Here is a 15,234-nt window from a genome sequence, read left to right as displayed (position 1 = left end):
GGCCTGACCTGGAGACGGTGGAGAGATGAACCCGCAGGACCTGAAGGCCGTCCGCGCCTTCGTCAAGGAGTGCCTCAGCGGCCCGCACGCGGAGCTGGACGCGATCGAGGACAAGCCCGCAACCGTGTACGAGACGTTCCGGCAGACCGGACTGGCCAACTGGTGGCTGCCGGAGGAGCTCGGCGGCCGCGGCCTCGGCCTGGAGGACAGCGTCGAGATCGTCAACGAGATCGCCTACGGCGACGCCGGGGTGGCGTTCACGCTCTTCATCTCGGTGCTCGGCACCAGCATGGTGCAGCTGTACGGCTCCGAGGAGCTCAAAGCCCGGCACCTTCAGCCCCTCGCCGCCCGGGGTGCGTTCTGCGCGACGCTGGGCAGCGAACGGTCCGCGGGCAGCGAACTGGCCAAGATCGAGACGGTGGTCGTGGCCGACGGCGAGGAACTCGTCGTCACGGGGGAGAAGTTCTTCTCCACCAACACCGACTTCGCGGACTTCCTCGTCGTCGTGGCCCGCTCGGCAACGGACCCCGAGTCGTACGAGGCGGTCCTCATCCCGCGCGACACCCCCGGCGTCGAGATCGTCAAACGCTGGGACGTCATCGGCCTGCGCGCCTCGCACACCTACGAGGTCAGCCTCGACGGCTGCCGTGTCCCCGCCGCGAACCGCCTCGACGGCTCGGGCCTGCGCCTGCTGGAGATCGGCCTCAACGCCAGCCGCATCCTGATCGCCGCCACCGCGATCGGGATCGCGCGCCGCATCCGCGACCACTGCATGACCTACGCCAAGAGCAAGCCGCTGCGCGACGGCGTCCTGATGGACAGCCACGTGTTCGCGCAGCGGCTGGGGCAGATGGAGATGCAGATCGACGTCATGAAGAGCCACTGCCTGCGGGCCGCCCGCGAGTACGACGCGATCATGGCGGATCCCGGCGCCGCCGCGGTGTTCCACCGCCAGGGCACCCTCAAGTCCGCCCTGACGGCGAAGATGTTCTGCGGCCAGGCCGGCTGGGACGTGGCCAGCGTGGGCTCCGAGATGTTCGGCGGGCTGGGCTACACGCATGAACTGCCCATCGGCAAGCTGATGCGGGACATGCGCTACGTGTCCATCGTGGAGGGCGGCGACGACATCCTGCGCGAGCTGCTCTTCAGCCGCTACGTCATCCCCGTGCCCCGCCGCAGCTGACGCAGACGACCCAGCGCCGTCCACCCCACCGGGCGGACGGCGCTGGATCGGCGGGGGGTGAGGCGCGCTGCGTCAGGGGACCTCGGCCTCGAACAGGGCGGTGCAGCCGTGGACGGTGAGCGTGTGCTCGGGGAAGCGGGCGGCCAGTTCCGTGCGCAGGTCCTCGAGGCTGTCCTCGGCGTTCTGCATCACGCCGCGCCGGTTGAGCAGCGGGAAGGCGACCCGGGCGGCAGCGCCCACCGGCACACCCTGGGTGAGGACGGTGGCGCCGAAGATGCGCCCCCCGGGCCGGACACAGGCCGCGACGTTGTCCAGCACCACGGCCTTCTGGCGGATGCTGCCCGGCACACAGTGCAGCAGGAAGTTCATCGACGCCGAGCCGAAGGACGCCTCGGGCAGTGGCAGCGGCTCCAGCGCGTTGGCTTGGACCGTCGTGACGTCGAAGCGGGCCAGCCGGCGGGCGGCGTGGCGCAGCGAGTGCTCGTTCAGGTCGGCCAGAGTGATGGCCTGCTGCGGCGCCGTGCGGCAGTGGTCGAGGAAGTAGCCGGTGCCCACACCGACGTCCAGGTGTTGGGCGGAGACGTTGCGGTCGAACAGGGCGACCACTTCGGGCACGGGCACGCGGAAGAACAACCGGCAGTTGACTTGGAACGCCACCCGGTCGTACAGCGGCAGCGTCCACGGAAGGTAGATCGCCTGTCCGGCGCGCACCTGGTCTGACGGGGGCGAGGCGGTCACGTGGAACCTCCGGCCGACGGGGCGAATACGTCTGTTCACGACTATACGTGGCGGGAGTGACGTGTCCGGCGGTGAGGGGCGAACCGTGCTCTGCGGATCAGGGGGCGGGCCGACGGCGCAGGCGACCGGTTAGGCTGCTTCGCGATCAAGGGCAGCGTGCCGGATCGCCGTGCTGGCGCCGGGTGTTGCCGCTTCCACGGAGGGACTGTTACATGCGACTGCGTAAAACCAAGGCCGCGGCTGTCATCGTTGCCGCGATGGGCCTCACCTTCACCATGGCCGGCTCCGCGAACGCCTGGAGCTACGGCGCGTACGAGGGCGGGGGTTACGGCGAGTGGCAGCAGGACCCATCCGGTGACCTCAAGGGTGACTCGTTCCAGGCCTGCGACATACGGTCCGACGGTTACGCGATCTACGTGCGTATCGACATCGGCCGGGACGGCGACTTCGACTCCTCGGCCACCACCCGGGGGCACTACGCCCCCTACTGCACGGACTGGAAGTACCTCGACCTGCCCGAGGGCACCCCCATCCGGATGTACGTCTACAAGACCGACGCCAACGGCAACCACACCCACCCGGTCTGGCGCGACGGCAACGCCTAAGCCGCAGCCGGCCGGGGTCCGCATTGCTGGTGCGGACCCCGGCCGGCCGTTCCCGGCTCAGCTCCCCTCGGTCGCCCGCCCGGTGCGCGACGGCAGCGCGGTCGCACCACCGCCACATGAGCTCTCGCCGGGACCCGCCGGTGGTGGCCGGGAGCGTGCAGCAGCCCGCCACGAACGAACCGCAAAGGACGAACCAGTGCAGCGCATCGGCATCATCGGAGTGGGCGAGATCGGCCGGGCCCTCGTGACGGGCCTGTGCGCCGCGGACGACGCGTCGCCGGAGGTCTTCCTCTCCCCCCGGGGAGCGCGCACGGCGGCGGAGCTGGCCGCGCGCTACCCGGTCGTCCAGGTCTGCGCCGACAACCAGGAGGTGGTGGACCGCGCGCAGCTGGTGTTCCTCGCCGTGCGCAAGGAGGACCGGCACGCGGCGCTCGCCGGTCTGCGCGTGGGGGCGGACACGGTGGTGGTCAACGTGATGGCCGGCATCGGCACCGACGCTCTGCGCCGCACGCTCGCCACCGACGCCGCCATGGTGCGGGCCATCCCGCTGCCCGCCATCCGCGAGCGCCGCTCGGTCACGGTGACGTACCCGGCGCACCCGGTGGTCGACGCGCTCTTCGAGCGGCTGGGCGGGGTGCTGCCGGTCGAGGACGAGGCGGCCTTCAACGTCCTGTCCACGCTGACCGGCACGCTGACCACCCACTACGCGTATCTCGCCGCGCTGGCGTCCTGGGCTGCCGGCCAGGGCATCGCCCCCGACGCCGCCGACCGCTACCTGCGCGGGCTCTTCCAGGGCGTCGGCCGGTCCCTGGGCGACGCGACCCGCTCCCTGCAGCAGCTCGCCGCCGACCACGAGACGCCGCAGGGAAGCAACGAACGCATCCGCACCACGTGGTTCGACCCGGCCAACGCCGACGCGCTGCACCGCGCCCTCGACGCCCTTTTCGCGGATCTGCGGTAGGCCCGGGGGCCCGGCCGCTCGCGCCCCGGGCCCTACCCCGCGGGGGCGCAGGCGGGGCGGGTGCGGGCGGCGTAGGAGCGGGCGGCCGTCAGGAGGGCGAAGCCCAGGCCGCCGAAGGCCAGACCGCCGAGGGCGGCCAGCCAGAGCGTCCCGGAGACGGTGGCGCCGAGCTCCGCGTCGGGTTCGGGGGCCGGCACCACCGCGAGCGCGGCGAGCGGAGCGTAGAGGACCAGGAAGACCCCGTACACCGACAGCCCGAACGCGGTCAGCCAGGCCGGGAGCAGGGGCAGCAGACGCGGCACGCGGCGCCCCGACAGCACGAGCGTCCAGTGGGGGAAGACCTGCCCCCAGGGGTACAGGAGGCCGGTCAGGAGAAAGAAGCCGAGTCCCGCCGCCAGCACGGTGACGTCGACGCCGGCCTCGGCGAGGGCTCGCGCCACCGCCGAGCCGCCGGAGTTCGACGCCTTCCATCGGGCGGCCGTGATGCCGAGCGCGTCACCGCCCAGCGTCCAGACGGTCTTGACGCCGGCCCATGGCAGCATCCCGCTCATCAGCAGGTAGGCCGTCCTCCGGGTGCGGCGGGAGGCGGTCGTGGCACCGGGGTGGACGAGGGGGGTGTCGGAGCCGCCGGGGTGCCGGTGCCCGCAGCGCGGGCAGGCCCCGGACCGCTGTCGGCGGTAGGACACGGCGACGAGGGCCAGGGCGGCGGTGAGGGCCGTGCTCAGCAGGGCGTGGGCCAGGCCCGTGGCGCCCTCCAGCCCGTCCCCGACCGCCAGGGGAACGAAGTAGGCGGGCAGGCTCGCGAAGCCCAGCGCGAACACGGGAAGGGCCAGGGCGAGCACCCCGCCCACGGCCACGCGGCCGGGTCGCCGCCACCGGCGCCTCGTGGCCCGGCAGGCGACGCCGGCAGTGACGGCCAGGCCGGCCAGGGCCAGCTGCACGGCCGGCGGGTAGGGGAGGTGCGCGGTGAACGGCACCGTGGTTCCCGCCGCCGCCCAGGCGACCTCGACCGCGGCGTAGACCGCGCTGCAGGCCATGGCGGCGGCAGGCGCCCACTGCGGCCACCGCCGGGGCCACGTGGCCCCGCGCGCCGCCCTCGGATCCGTCCGCGTCGTTGCGGGGTTGACCACCGTGACCTCCGCCTTTCGGGAACCTGACCCTTCACCCTCGGCCGGGTGCGTACCCGGTGGCATCGACCCCACGGCTGCTTCGGCTCCCTCGCGCGGGGGAGAGGCGGCACCTGCGGCGGCGGGCAGCCGCTCGTGTCGCCCGCGCACCGCCTTGACTTCAACCGCACTTGAGGTTTCACTATGGTCCCCATGAACCCGCACGCCGCGACGCACGCGGCAGACATCGCAGCCATCGAGCAGGTCGTGGCCACCGTCGAGCACTCCCAGCAGGCCAAGGACCCCGACGCGTTCCTCGCCCTCTTCCACCCCGACGCGGTCTGGACGACCGCCGGCGGCAAGGTCCTCATCGGCCTCGACGCGATCGCGCAGTTCACCCGCAGGGTGTTGCCCGCGGCCGATTGGGACGGCAAGGTCAGCTATGAGGTGCTGCACGTGCTGTTCATCCGCCCGGACGTCGCGGCGGTCAAGGTGCGCCAGCGCTACCTGAGCCCGGACGACCCGAGCGAGGGCGCGCCCCTGTACGTGATGTCCCGGCAGGACGACGGGCGCTGGCTGCTGATCGCCTGCCAGAACACGGCGGTCGCCGCCGCCTGATCGGCTCACGACGGGGTCATGGCCAGGCCCGCGTCCGCATCCCGCCCGGGCGCGTCCGCGGCCGCTCCGGCGGCCGCTCCGCCCGGCTACGGCGGACCGTTCAGCTCCTGCGCGGGCCAGACGTGGAAGACCGTGACCCTGCGCCACGGCAGCACCGAACTGGGGTACCTGCAGATTTGGTACTCCGGCGGCTACCAAGGGGGCACCTACTGCGCGCGGGCCGGCGAGAGCATCGCCGGCGCGCACCACATGGAGGTCGTCGTCCGCCGTGGGGACTGGCAGACCTCATGGCACGACTCCGGCACGTACAACGACTACGCCGGCTGCATCGACGTGTACGGCGCGGCATCGAAGTGCGTCCACCTCTTCGGTCGGGTCACCGTCAACGGGGTGAACTACGAGCGGACGTGGCTGACACCCGAGTGCCTGTGACGCCCCCCCGCGATGCGCGCCTCCTTCCTCGGGGCATGATCCCTTGCCCAACGGGGCGGCGGCAGGCGAGACTTCCGGTCAGGTGGGCGCGGGCCCGCGCGAGGGGGAGTCATGGGACAGCCGGCGTTGGTGCGTACCGGGACGACGGAGTTCTTCGTCGAACTGGCGGAAGGCAGTGGACCGCAGACGGTCGGTATCGCGGACGCCCTGTCCTTCGACGGGGTCCGCACCACCGTGGAGGCCATCGGCGACCAGCTCGCCGCCGCGTGGGAACGGGTGCGGCCCGACGAGGTGACGGTGGAGTTCGGGCTGAACCTCACGGCGAAATCCGGCAAGCTGACCGGCATGCTGATCGAGGGGAGCGGGGAGGCCGCCCTGCGGATCACCCTCACGTGGAAGGCCGGAAACCGGCCCTGAGCGGCCGGACCCCGCGATGTACCAACGCGTCGAGTCACGGGAGTTGCGCCGCAGTGTCGTCAGGATCGACACGGTGGACGGGATGCTGTGCGGGACGGGTTTCTTCGTCGCGCCCGGATATGTGCTGACCTGCGCGCACGTGGTGAAGGACCAGCCGGAGGTCCGCGTGGTCGCGGACCCGGTCCTGTGCGCGCACCCGGTGCAGGGCGCCGTCGTGGCCCGGTCCGCGCCCAAGGGGGCCGGTGCGCTGTGGCCCTTCCCCGATCTGGCAGTGATCCGGCTCGACGCAGCCCTCGACCACCCGTGCGTCCTGCTCGCAGCCGACGACCCGCTGGGCGCGCAGCAGTGCCAGACCTGGGGGTACCCGCCCCGGGAGTACGGCTGGGATCCGCCGGGCTCCCCGGCCACGTTCTCCTTCGAGGGCGTGGAGGGCGACGGGTACCTGCGGCTGAAGGCCGGGCAGGCCCAGCCGGGTCTGTCCGGAGCGCCGCTGCTGTGCCCGCAGCGCCGCGCGGTGGTCGGCGTCGTCTCGGCGTCCCGGAACATCGACACCGATCTGGGCGGCTGGGCGTCACCGGTCTCCGCGCTCTTCCACGGCGGTCCCGGCGTGCCGACAGAGCTGTTGACCCTCGGCCGGCGGCTGCGCCACCTCAATCGGGCCGCCGTCCTCGCCGACCGGTCGGCCTGGCACCGCGTCCTGCCGATCGAGGATGCCGCCAGGGCCCTGGAGCGGCCCGGGGCGCCGTTCACCCGCGGCCCCCGCTCCAGCCCGGCCGACCTGCTGCGCAGCGACTTCGCGGTGGTCCCCTACCGGTTCCGCGACGCGGAGCTCGACGCCCTGACCGCCTGGTGCCGGGCCCCCGAGGCGATGTCGGTGGTCCAGGTGGCCGGGCGGGGAGGTGCGGGCAAGACCCGCTTCGCCCTGGAGATGGCCGCCCGGATGGAACGCGACGGCTGGGTGAGCGGGCTGTGGCGGCGCGACGCCCCGGCCGCCTTGGCGCAGCTGCCGCTGCCCCGCTTCGTGGTGGTCGACTATGTCGAGGCCGTCGGCACGCAGGAGTTCCTGGCGCTGCTGGAAGCCCTGCGCGACAGCGCCACGGACGTGGCGCCGGTCCGGGTGCTGCTGCTGACGCGCACCGGGGCCGGACCGTCGGCGGACCCGCTGGCGCGCCTGGGCGAGGAGGCGCCCGCTGCGCTGCGGACGATCCTGGCCGCGGCCGGCGACAGCGCGGCCGCCGCCGGACCCCTCACCGGCGAGCAGCGCCGGACGCTGTACGCGCAGGCCGTCGACGCGTTCTCCCGTGCCTGGCACGGGCGCAGCACCCCGGTCGGGCGGCCGGACCTGGACGATGCCCGCTACGGCCTGCCCCTGGAGATCTTGTTCGAGGCGTTCGACCGGGTGCTGCGCCCGGACGCGGGGCCGGCCGACGGCGACCTGCCCGTCGACCGGGTCCTGCGCCACGAGGAACGCTACTGGGCGGCCACCGCCCCGCCGCTGCCCTGGCTCGACGCCGCCCTGCGCCGCCGCCTGGTGGCGGCCGCCACGCTCGCCGGTGCCGCCGACATCCGGCAGGCGCACGCGCTCACCGCGCTGGTCGTGCCGCGGGAGCACGGGGCGCAGGCGGCGCGCCGACCGGTCGTGGACTGGCTGGCCGGGCTCTACGAGGGACCGGGCCACCTCACCCCGCTGCGCCCCGACAGGCTGGGCGAGGCGCTGGTGACGTCGGTGCTGCGGGACGACCCGGACGGTGCGCTGCTCACCGGGGTGCTGGGACTGCCGGCCGACGGTCAGGTCGTCCACGCGCTCGATGTCCTCGCCCGGCTGGGGACAGCCAGCCACGCGGTCACCGCGTCGGTGGCGCGGGCCCTGGCCGTCCATCTGCCCGCGCTCGCCCGGCGCGCCGAGCAGGCCGGGCCGGCCGGGCAGGCCGTCCCGCCCGGATCCGGTGACCGGTCGCTGCTGCACGCGCTGCTGCGCGTGGTCGGCGCCGACCTGCTGGAGCAGACCGTGGCGGCCGCCCGCTCCGCCACCGCGGACGCCGCCCTGCCCGACCTCGCCGCCGCCTTCCTGCGGTTGGGGGATCTCGCCAGGTCCTACGGGCGCGGGCAGGAGGCGGGCCGCCTGTACGGCCAGTGCGCGGCCCTCGGCCGGGAACTGACCGCGGCCCACCCCGAGAGCTTCGGCCACCACCGGGACCTGGGCGTGGTCTGCAACCGGCTGGGCGACACCGCCCGGGCCGCCGGTGACCGCAACGCGGCCGCCGCGTGGTACCAGCAGGCCCTGGACATCGCCGAGACCCTGGTCCGGGCGACGCCGTCGAGCGCGCTGCACCAGCGGGACCTGGCGGTGTGCTACGACCGGCTCGGCGAGCTGGCCCGGGTGGACGGCCAGTGGTCCACCGCCGAGCGGCTGCACCGCAAGGCACTCGCCACGGCACGCCGGCTCGCCGCGTCCGAGCCGGACGACGCGTCCGTCCGACGCGATCTGCTGATCGCCTACAACCGCCTCGGGGACCTGCTCGCCGACACGGCCCGGCCCGGCCAGGCCGCCGAGATGTACGAGAAAGCCGTCCTGATCGGGCACGACCTGGCGCACCGCGCACCGGCAGGCGCGGTGCACCTGCGCGACGTGGCGGTCTCCTACAACCGGCTGGGCGACCTGGCCCGCGCCGCGGGCGACCGCAAGCGGGCCGCGGCGCAGTACGGCCGATCCCTGCGGATCCGCGAGGATCTCGCGCGCGCGGAGCCCGAGAGCGCCACCTGCCGCCGTGACCTGGGCCTGTGCTACGCCCGGCTGGCGGACCTCGCCCAGGAGGACGACGCGGGCCAGGAGGCGGCGCGCCTGTACCGCAAGGCGTGGGAGGCGGCGTACACGCTCGTGCGGGGCGAGCCGGGGAACGCGACGTACCAAGCGGACCTGACCGCGGTCCGCAAGCGGCTGGCGGCGCACCTGCGGGACCTGGGTGATGCCGGCCCGTGCGAACCGGTCGGCGCCGCGGCCCTGCAGTGGCCGGATCTGGCCCGCATCTTCCTGGAGGCCGCGGGGGAGGCCGAGGGCGTGGATCTGCGGGACGACGTCCAGGACGTGCCGTTCGTCGAGCTGGGCTACGACTCCCTCGCGCTGCTGCAGGTGGCCGGCCAGACCGGCCGCGAGTACGGCGTGGATTTGGACGACGACGCGCTCGTCGACGCGGACACCCCGCGCAGCCTGCTCGGTCTGATCAACGCCGCCATCGGTCTCAGCCGCAAGCCCCCGCGCACCCGGGAGCGGAAGGCGGGCCGTCCGGTCCCGCTCGCCGCCGTCCGTTCCTGGGTGCTCGCGTGGCTGACCGAGAACCTGGAACTGAGTGCCGCGCAGATCGACCTCGGCGACACGCTCTCCGCGTGCGCGGGCTTCGACTCGATCCGGGCGCTCGATCTGCTCGACGACATCGAGATCGTCTACGGGGTGTACGTCGCCTTCGACGCCGGCTGGAGCGACCTCACCATCCGCCGTTTCATCGCTGACCTCCACGCGGACGTGACCCGGCAACAGGGCACCTGAGACCGGGGGCCGCGGCTGGCCGCGCTGCGGCCGTCCGACCGCGGACGGTGTTGTCGTGTGCACGGCCATTGACAGCGCCGCGCGCGGCACGAAATCGTGGGAGCGCTCCCATATCGGGGGGCTGTCCCCTGGCCCCGCACACCCCCCAGCCGCCTCTGCCGAAGGTGAGTTCGCCGTGCGCCTCATCACGTCCACCACGCCCGGGTTATGGCGCAGACGCCTCACCGCCGGGGCCTCGGCCGCGGCCCTCGGGGCGGCCCTGCTGCTCGGCGGCGGGTCCGCGCAGGCCGAGGGGCCCCCGGCCCCGCCGGTCGACGTCACCGTCAACGCCCATGAGGGCCTGGGCACGATCCCCAGCACGGCCTACGGCCTGAACAGCGCCGTGTGGGACGCCCAGATGAACGCCCCCCAGGTCCAGGACCTGCTGCACGCCGCCACCATCGGCATGCTGCGCTACCCCGGCGGCTCCTACGGCGACATCTACCACTGGCAGACCCACACCGCGCCGGGCGGCTACGTCGCGCCCGGCACGGACTTCGACGCGTTCATGGGCACGGTGCGCACGATCGGGGCGCAGCCGATCCTCATCGCGAACTACGGCTCCGGCACACCGCAGGAGGCCGCGGACTGGGTGCGCTACGCCAACGTCACCCAGGGGTACGGGGCCAAGTACTGGGAGGTGGGCAACGAGCTGTACGGCAACGGGCACTACGGCTCCGGCTGGGAGCACGACGACCACGCCGACCACTCGCCCACCGCCTACGCGCACAACGTGCTGCAGTACGTCACGGCGATGAAGGCCGTGGATCCGACGGTCAAGGTCGGCGCCGTCCTGACCATGCCGGGCAACTGGCCGGACGGGGTCATGGGCGACGGGGAGAGCGCGGACTGGAACCACACCGTGATCCCGCTGATCGCGGGCAAGGCCGACTTCGTGATCGTGCACTGGTACCCGGGCAGTTCCACCGCCGCCCAGATGCTCACCACCCCCGCCCAGCTCACCGGTGAGCTGGACCAATTGCGCGCCCAACTGGCCGCGGCCGGGGCGGGCAGCACCCCGATCGCGCTGACCGAGGTCAACGGGGGCGCCTACCACAACACCCAGCCCAACGCCCTGTTCGGCGCCGACGCCTACCTCACCGCGCTGCAGAGCGGGGTGTTCACCGTCGACTGGTGGGACACCCACAACGGCGCCACGCAGATCTCGACCGCACCCGACGGCGCCACCGACTACGGCGACTGGGGGATCCTCTCCAGCGGCGACTGCATCGGCACGGTGTGCGCCCCGCCACTGAACACCCCCTACCCGCCCTACCACGCGATCTCGATGCTCAGCCGGCTCGCCGTTCCCGGCGACCGGCTGGTGGCGGCGGGCAGCAGCGACGCGCTGGTGGCGGTGCACGCCGCGCACCGCGCCAACGGGGATCTGAGCGTCCTGATGATCAACAAGGATCCGTCCGCCGCGCGGACCGTCGCCCTGCACTACGCCGGCTTCACCCCCGACCCGTCGGCCCCGGTCACCGTGGCCACGTACCGCGACCGGGCCACCGCGATCGACACCGCCACCTCGGCCTACGGCACCGCGCGAACCCTGCCGCCGTACTCGCTGACCACCCTCACCCTCCACCCCACCCCCGGCACCGCGTCGAGCCTGTCCGCGCCCGGCACCCCGCAGGTGACCGCGACCGACGACACCACCGCCACCGTGAGCTGGACCCCCTCCAGCGGAGGTACGGCCACCCGCTACGAGGTCTACCGGCAGGTCGGCACCAACAGCGAACTGCTCGCCGACAGCACCGGCACCACCGCCACCGTCCACAACCTCACGCCCGGCACCACCGCCACCTGGAACGTGCTGGCCCGCGACGCGACCGGCCGGCTGTCGCCCCCGTCCGATCCGGTGACCGTGCGCACCGGCACCCCCGCACACTCCCCGTGCCAGGTCGCGTACCGCACCACCGCCGGCTGGGGCAACGGATTCAACGCCGCGGTGACGCTCACGAACACCGGCCCGACGCCGATCACCGGCTGGACGCTGGCATTCGACTTCCCCAGCGCCGGCGAATCGGTCGCCGGCTTCTGGAACGCCCACATCAGCGCGAGCGGCCGGCACGTGGTGGCCACACCGGTGGACTGGAACGCCGAGCTGGCCGCGAACGGCGGCAACTCGGTGTCGTTCGGCTTCACCGGCGCCAACGACGGGGCCGCGCCCCCGCCGACCGTCTTCACCGTCAACGGCACCGTCTGCACCACCACTTGACCCGCACGCCGCCGGGCCCGACCGCACCGGGCGGGCCCGATCCGGCACACCGTGCACGTCCTGCCGGCCAGGGCCCTGCAGCACGCCCGCGCACCGGTCCGGCAGGCCCGCAGCCGCAGGCCGGCGGGCGGTGCCCTCCGGGGGCCCCGCGGTCCACGCGGAGACGGTGTGCCCGAACCCCGAGGAGAATGCCCGTGTTGCGATTTCGAACTCCACCCGGGCGCGCGGTCGGCCGCGCGCGGTCCGTGGCCGCCACCGCGGTGGCGGCCGTGCTGGCGCTGGCGCTGGCGACCACGGCCACTCCGGCCGCCCCGGCCGCGGCAGCGGTCCCTGCGGCGGCCGGAGCGTACAACTACGCCGAGGCGCTGCAGGGCTCGATGCTCTTCTACGAGTCGCAGCGCTCCGGCAAGCTGCCCGCCGACAACCGCGTCTCCTGGCGCGGCGACTCCGACCTCACCGACGGCGCCGACGTGGGACTCGACCTGACCGGCGGCTACCACGACGCCGGCGACGAGGTGAAGTTCGGCTTCCCCATGGCGTTCTCCATGACCATGCTCGGCTGGGGCGGCGTCGACGCGTCGGCCGGCTACGCCAAGAGCGGCCAGGACACCTACCTGCTGCGCAATCTGCGCTGGGGCGACGACTGGCTGATCAAGGCTCACCCCGCACCCAACGTGCTCTACGGCCAGGTCGGCGACGGCGGCACCGACCACGCCTTTTGGGGACCGCCCGAGACCAACCCCGCGCCCCGCCCCTCCTTCAAGATCGATGCGTCGTGCCCCGGCTCGGATCTGGCGGGCGAGACGGCCGCCGCCCTCGCGTCCTCGTCCATGGTCTTCAAGGCCGGCGACCCGGCCTACGCCGCCACGCTGCTGACCCACGCCAAGCAGCTGTACACCTTCGCCGACACCTACCGCGGCACCTACGACAAGTGCATCACCGCCGCCCAGGGCTACTACAACTCCTGGAGCGGCTACTGGGACGAACTCGTCTGGGGTGCGATCTGGCTCTACCGCGCCACCGGCGACAGCGCCTACCTCGCCAAGGCGGAGGCGTACTACGCGCAGCTGCCCAAGATGCAGCAGACCAACACGCCCGAGTACAAGTGGACGCTCGCCTGGGACGACAAGTCCTACGGCGCCTACGTCCTGCTGGCCGAGCTCACCGGCAAGCAGACCTACCTCGACGACGCCGAGCGCTGGCTCGACTGGTGGACCACCGGAGTGGCCGGTCAGAAGATCACCTACTCGCCGGGTGGCGAAGCCTTTCTGGACACCTGGGGATCCCTGCGGTACTCCGCCAACACGGCCTTCGTGGCCCTGCAGTTCGGCACCTGGCTGAGCAGCCACGGCAAGGACACGGCCAAGGCACAGACCTACCACGACTTCGGCGTGCGGCAGATCGACTACATCCTCGGCGACAACCCGGCCCACCAGAGCTACGAGATCGGCTTCACCAACTCCGGCCGGAACACCGCGTGGCCGCGCAACCCGCACAGCAGGGCCGCCCACGGCTCCTGGTCCCAGTCGATGACCGAACCGGCCACGACCCGGCACCTCGACTACGGACTCCTGGTCGGCGGCCCCGGATCGGCCGACGACGGCTACTCCGACGAGCGCTCCAACTACGGCGAGACGGAAGGCGCCCTGGACTACAACGCCGGCTTCTCCGGCGCCCTGGCCGCCCTCACCGACCAGTACGGCGGCACGCCGCGGGCGGGATTCCCCGGCAAGGAGACCCCGGACGGTCCCGAGGAGTTCCTGCAGGCCGCGGTGAACGCCGCGGGCACCAATTTCTACGAGATCAAGGCCCAGGTGGTCAACAAGTCCGGCTGGCCCGCCCGGCACCTCACCCACGGCAGCTTCCGGTACTACTTCACCCTCGACCCGGGCACCAGCCCCTCGCAGATCGTGCTCACCTCGGCGTACAACCAGTGCTCCGCCCCCACCGGCCCGACCCGCTTCGCCGGCAGCGTCTACTACGTGACGATCAGCTGTGCGGGGCAGGACATCGCGCCCGCCGGGCAGTCCGCGTTCCACCGCGAGGTGCAGTTCCGCCTCACCTTCCCCGGCGCGCACGACCGGACCCAGGACTGGTCGTACCAGGGCGTGTCCGGCACCCCGGGATCCACCCCGGCCACCGTCGACCACATCGTGCTCTACGACGGGGCCACCGCGGTATGGGGCCTGCAGCCCGGCGACCCGGGCGATCCGGGCGATCCGGGCACCGGCACCCCACCGTCCGCCCCCGCCGGACTGCGGGCGACCGCGGTCACGCAGACGTCCGCGACCCTGTCGTGGACCGCGTCCGCCCCCGGCAGCCAACCGCTCGCCGGCTACCAGGTGTTCACCGACAGCGGCACCGGACCCGTGCCCGCCGGCACCACCACGGGCACCTCCCTGACCCTCTCCGGCCTCACTCCCGCGACCGCCTACGCGCTGACGGTCCAGGCCGTCGACACCGCGGGATCCGTCTCCGCCGCGTCCGCGCCCCTATGGATCACCACGCAGGCCGCGACGGGAGCGGGCTGCGTGATCACGTACACCGTCGCCAACGACTGGGGCAGCGGCTTCCAGGCCGATGTGAAGATCACCAACACCGGTGCCTCCGCGATCAACGGCTGGACGGCGACCTGGGTCTTCGGCGGGGACCAGCAAGTCGGCGGCTCCTGGAACGGCACCGTGACCCAGAGCGGCCCGACCGTGACGGCCCGCAATGCCGGTCACAACGCCACCCTCGCCCCCGGCGGCTCCACCGCTCTCGGATTCACCGGCACCTACCGCTCCAGCAACGCCGCCCCCCACGGCTTCACCCTCAACGGCGTCGCCTGCGCCGCTCCCTGACATCGACGCCACGCGTGGCGGCCGCGCCGTGCGATCGCCCCACGGCCCGGCGGGCCAGGACCCCGAGGTCCCGGCCCGCCCGCGGTGCTGCCCGTGCCGCCGTCACCGCTGTGGAGCCGGGCGGCGGCGAGTCCGGAAGCTGGGCGGCCGGTGGCGTGCCCCGCAGACCGGCGACCGCGGTCGTCCGCGGTGAGACCGGACCAGGGCGTCCCCGAAGGCCTCGTAGAGACGGCGCACTCCCTTGAGCGGCGGGAGCGATGGCACGTTTTGGGAGCGCTCCCAACCAAAGGAGCCGGCGTGCGCACGACGGGTCGGCGCCCGGCAGGTGCGCGGTTCACCCGTTCGGCCGCGCCTGACCTGCGGCAACAGGGACAGACGCTTCGTGCACGGGTCGGTCGAAAGATCGTTGCGCTCGGGAAAGTTGCACGCCGTGCCGTGTGGTGCCTCGCGCAGAACGAAGTTTGTGAAACTCTTCACATGAAGTTCCGGCTCTGGGGCCCAATTTTCCCAGGCCCCAGGCCGGTGAC

At 73.1% G+C, this 15,234-nt stretch carries 11 protein-coding genes; 9 read left to right on the top strand and 2 right to left on the bottom strand.

Annotated features, from left to right (window positions below; genetic code table 11):
• Nucleotides 1–25: 25 nt before the first annotated feature.
• Nucleotides 26–1,183 carry an acyl-CoA dehydrogenase family protein gene (locus tag ABZ721_RS05520; RefSeq protein WP_358787275.1) on the top strand — a complete coding sequence of 386 codons (1,158 nt, stop codon included), beginning with the start codon at nt 26–28 and terminating at the stop codon, nt 1,181–1,183.
• 72 nt (nt 1,184–1,255) lie between these two features.
• Here ABZ721_RS05520 and ABZ721_RS05515 read toward each other — a convergent pair whose 3' ends face one another.
• Nucleotides 1,256–1,921 (bottom strand): class I SAM-dependent methyltransferase, encoded by a 666-nt coding sequence (locus ABZ721_RS05515; RefSeq protein WP_358787274.1) that lies wholly within the window; start codon nt 1,919–1,921, stop codon nt 1,256–1,258.
• Between the two features lie 212 nt (nt 1,922–2,133).
• Here ABZ721_RS05515 and ABZ721_RS05510 point away from each other — a divergent pair, with 212 nt between their 5' ends.
• Nucleotides 2,134–2,526: a hypothetical protein gene (locus ABZ721_RS05510; RefSeq protein ID WP_358787273.1), complete on the top strand. Its 393-nt coding sequence runs from the start codon at nt 2,134–2,136 to the stop codon at nt 2,524–2,526.
• Nucleotides 2,527–2,722: 196 nt separating this feature from the next.
• Entirely contained in the window at nt 2,723–3,487 is a 765-nt protein-coding gene (locus ABZ721_RS05505) for an NAD(P)-binding domain-containing protein (RefSeq protein ID WP_358787272.1), read from the top strand.
• A gap of 32 nt (nt 3,488–3,519) precedes the next feature.
• Here the strand turns inward: ABZ721_RS05505 and ABZ721_RS05500 are convergent, their stop codons facing one another.
• Nucleotides 3,520–4,524: a hypothetical protein gene (locus tag ABZ721_RS05500; protein WP_358787271.1), complete on the bottom strand. Its 1,005-nt coding sequence runs from the start codon at nt 4,522–4,524 to the stop codon at nt 3,520–3,522.
• A 273-nt stretch (nt 4,525–4,797) separates the two neighbouring features.
• On the opposite strand from ABZ721_RS05500, the gene ABZ721_RS05495 reads away from it, so the two are divergent.
• From ABZ721_RS05495 to ABZ721_RS05470, 6 genes are all read left to right on the top strand, one after another.
• Nucleotides 4,798–5,211, top strand: a complete 414-nt coding sequence (locus ABZ721_RS05495; protein WP_358787270.1) for an SgcJ/EcaC family oxidoreductase — start codon at nt 4,798–4,800, stop codon at nt 5,209–5,211.
• A gap of 18 nt (nt 5,212–5,229) precedes the next feature.
• Nucleotides 5,230–5,643, top strand: a complete 414-nt coding sequence (locus tag ABZ721_RS05490) for a hypothetical protein (RefSeq protein WP_358787269.1) — start codon at nt 5,230–5,232, stop codon at nt 5,641–5,643.
• A 111-nt stretch (nt 5,644–5,754) separates the two neighbouring features.
• Nucleotides 5,755–6,060 carry a CU044_2847 family protein gene (locus ABZ721_RS05485; protein ID WP_358787268.1) on the top strand — a complete coding sequence of 102 codons (306 nt, stop codon included), beginning with the start codon at nt 5,755–5,757 and terminating at the stop codon, nt 6,058–6,060.
• A 16-nt stretch (nt 6,061–6,076) separates the two neighbouring features.
• Nucleotides 6,077–9,604 carry a trypsin-like peptidase domain-containing protein gene (locus ABZ721_RS05480; RefSeq protein ID WP_358787267.1) on the top strand — a complete coding sequence of 1,176 codons (3,528 nt, stop codon included), beginning with the start codon at nt 6,077–6,079 and terminating at the stop codon, nt 9,602–9,604.
• A 175-nt stretch (nt 9,605–9,779) separates the two neighbouring features.
• Nucleotides 9,780–11,864 (top strand): cellulose binding domain-containing protein, encoded by a 2,085-nt coding sequence (locus ABZ721_RS05475; RefSeq protein WP_358787266.1) that lies wholly within the window; start codon nt 9,780–9,782, stop codon nt 11,862–11,864.
• Nucleotides 11,865–12,052: 188 nt separating this feature from the next.
• Nucleotides 12,053–14,707 (top strand): glycoside hydrolase family 9 protein, encoded by a 2,655-nt coding sequence (locus ABZ721_RS05470; RefSeq protein WP_358787265.1) that lies wholly within the window; start codon nt 12,053–12,055, stop codon nt 14,705–14,707.
• The last annotated feature ends 527 nt before the right edge of the window (nt 14,708–15,234 follow it).

Source organism: Streptomyces sp. NPDC006733, from assembly GCF_040636125.1.
In the GTDB taxonomy this organism is placed as follows: domain Bacteria; phylum Actinomycetota; class Actinomycetes; order Streptomycetales; family Streptomycetaceae; genus Actinacidiphila.
The sequence above is the reverse complement of the archived record's forward strand: the minus strand, read 5'-3'. Positions and strand labels throughout refer to the sequence as shown.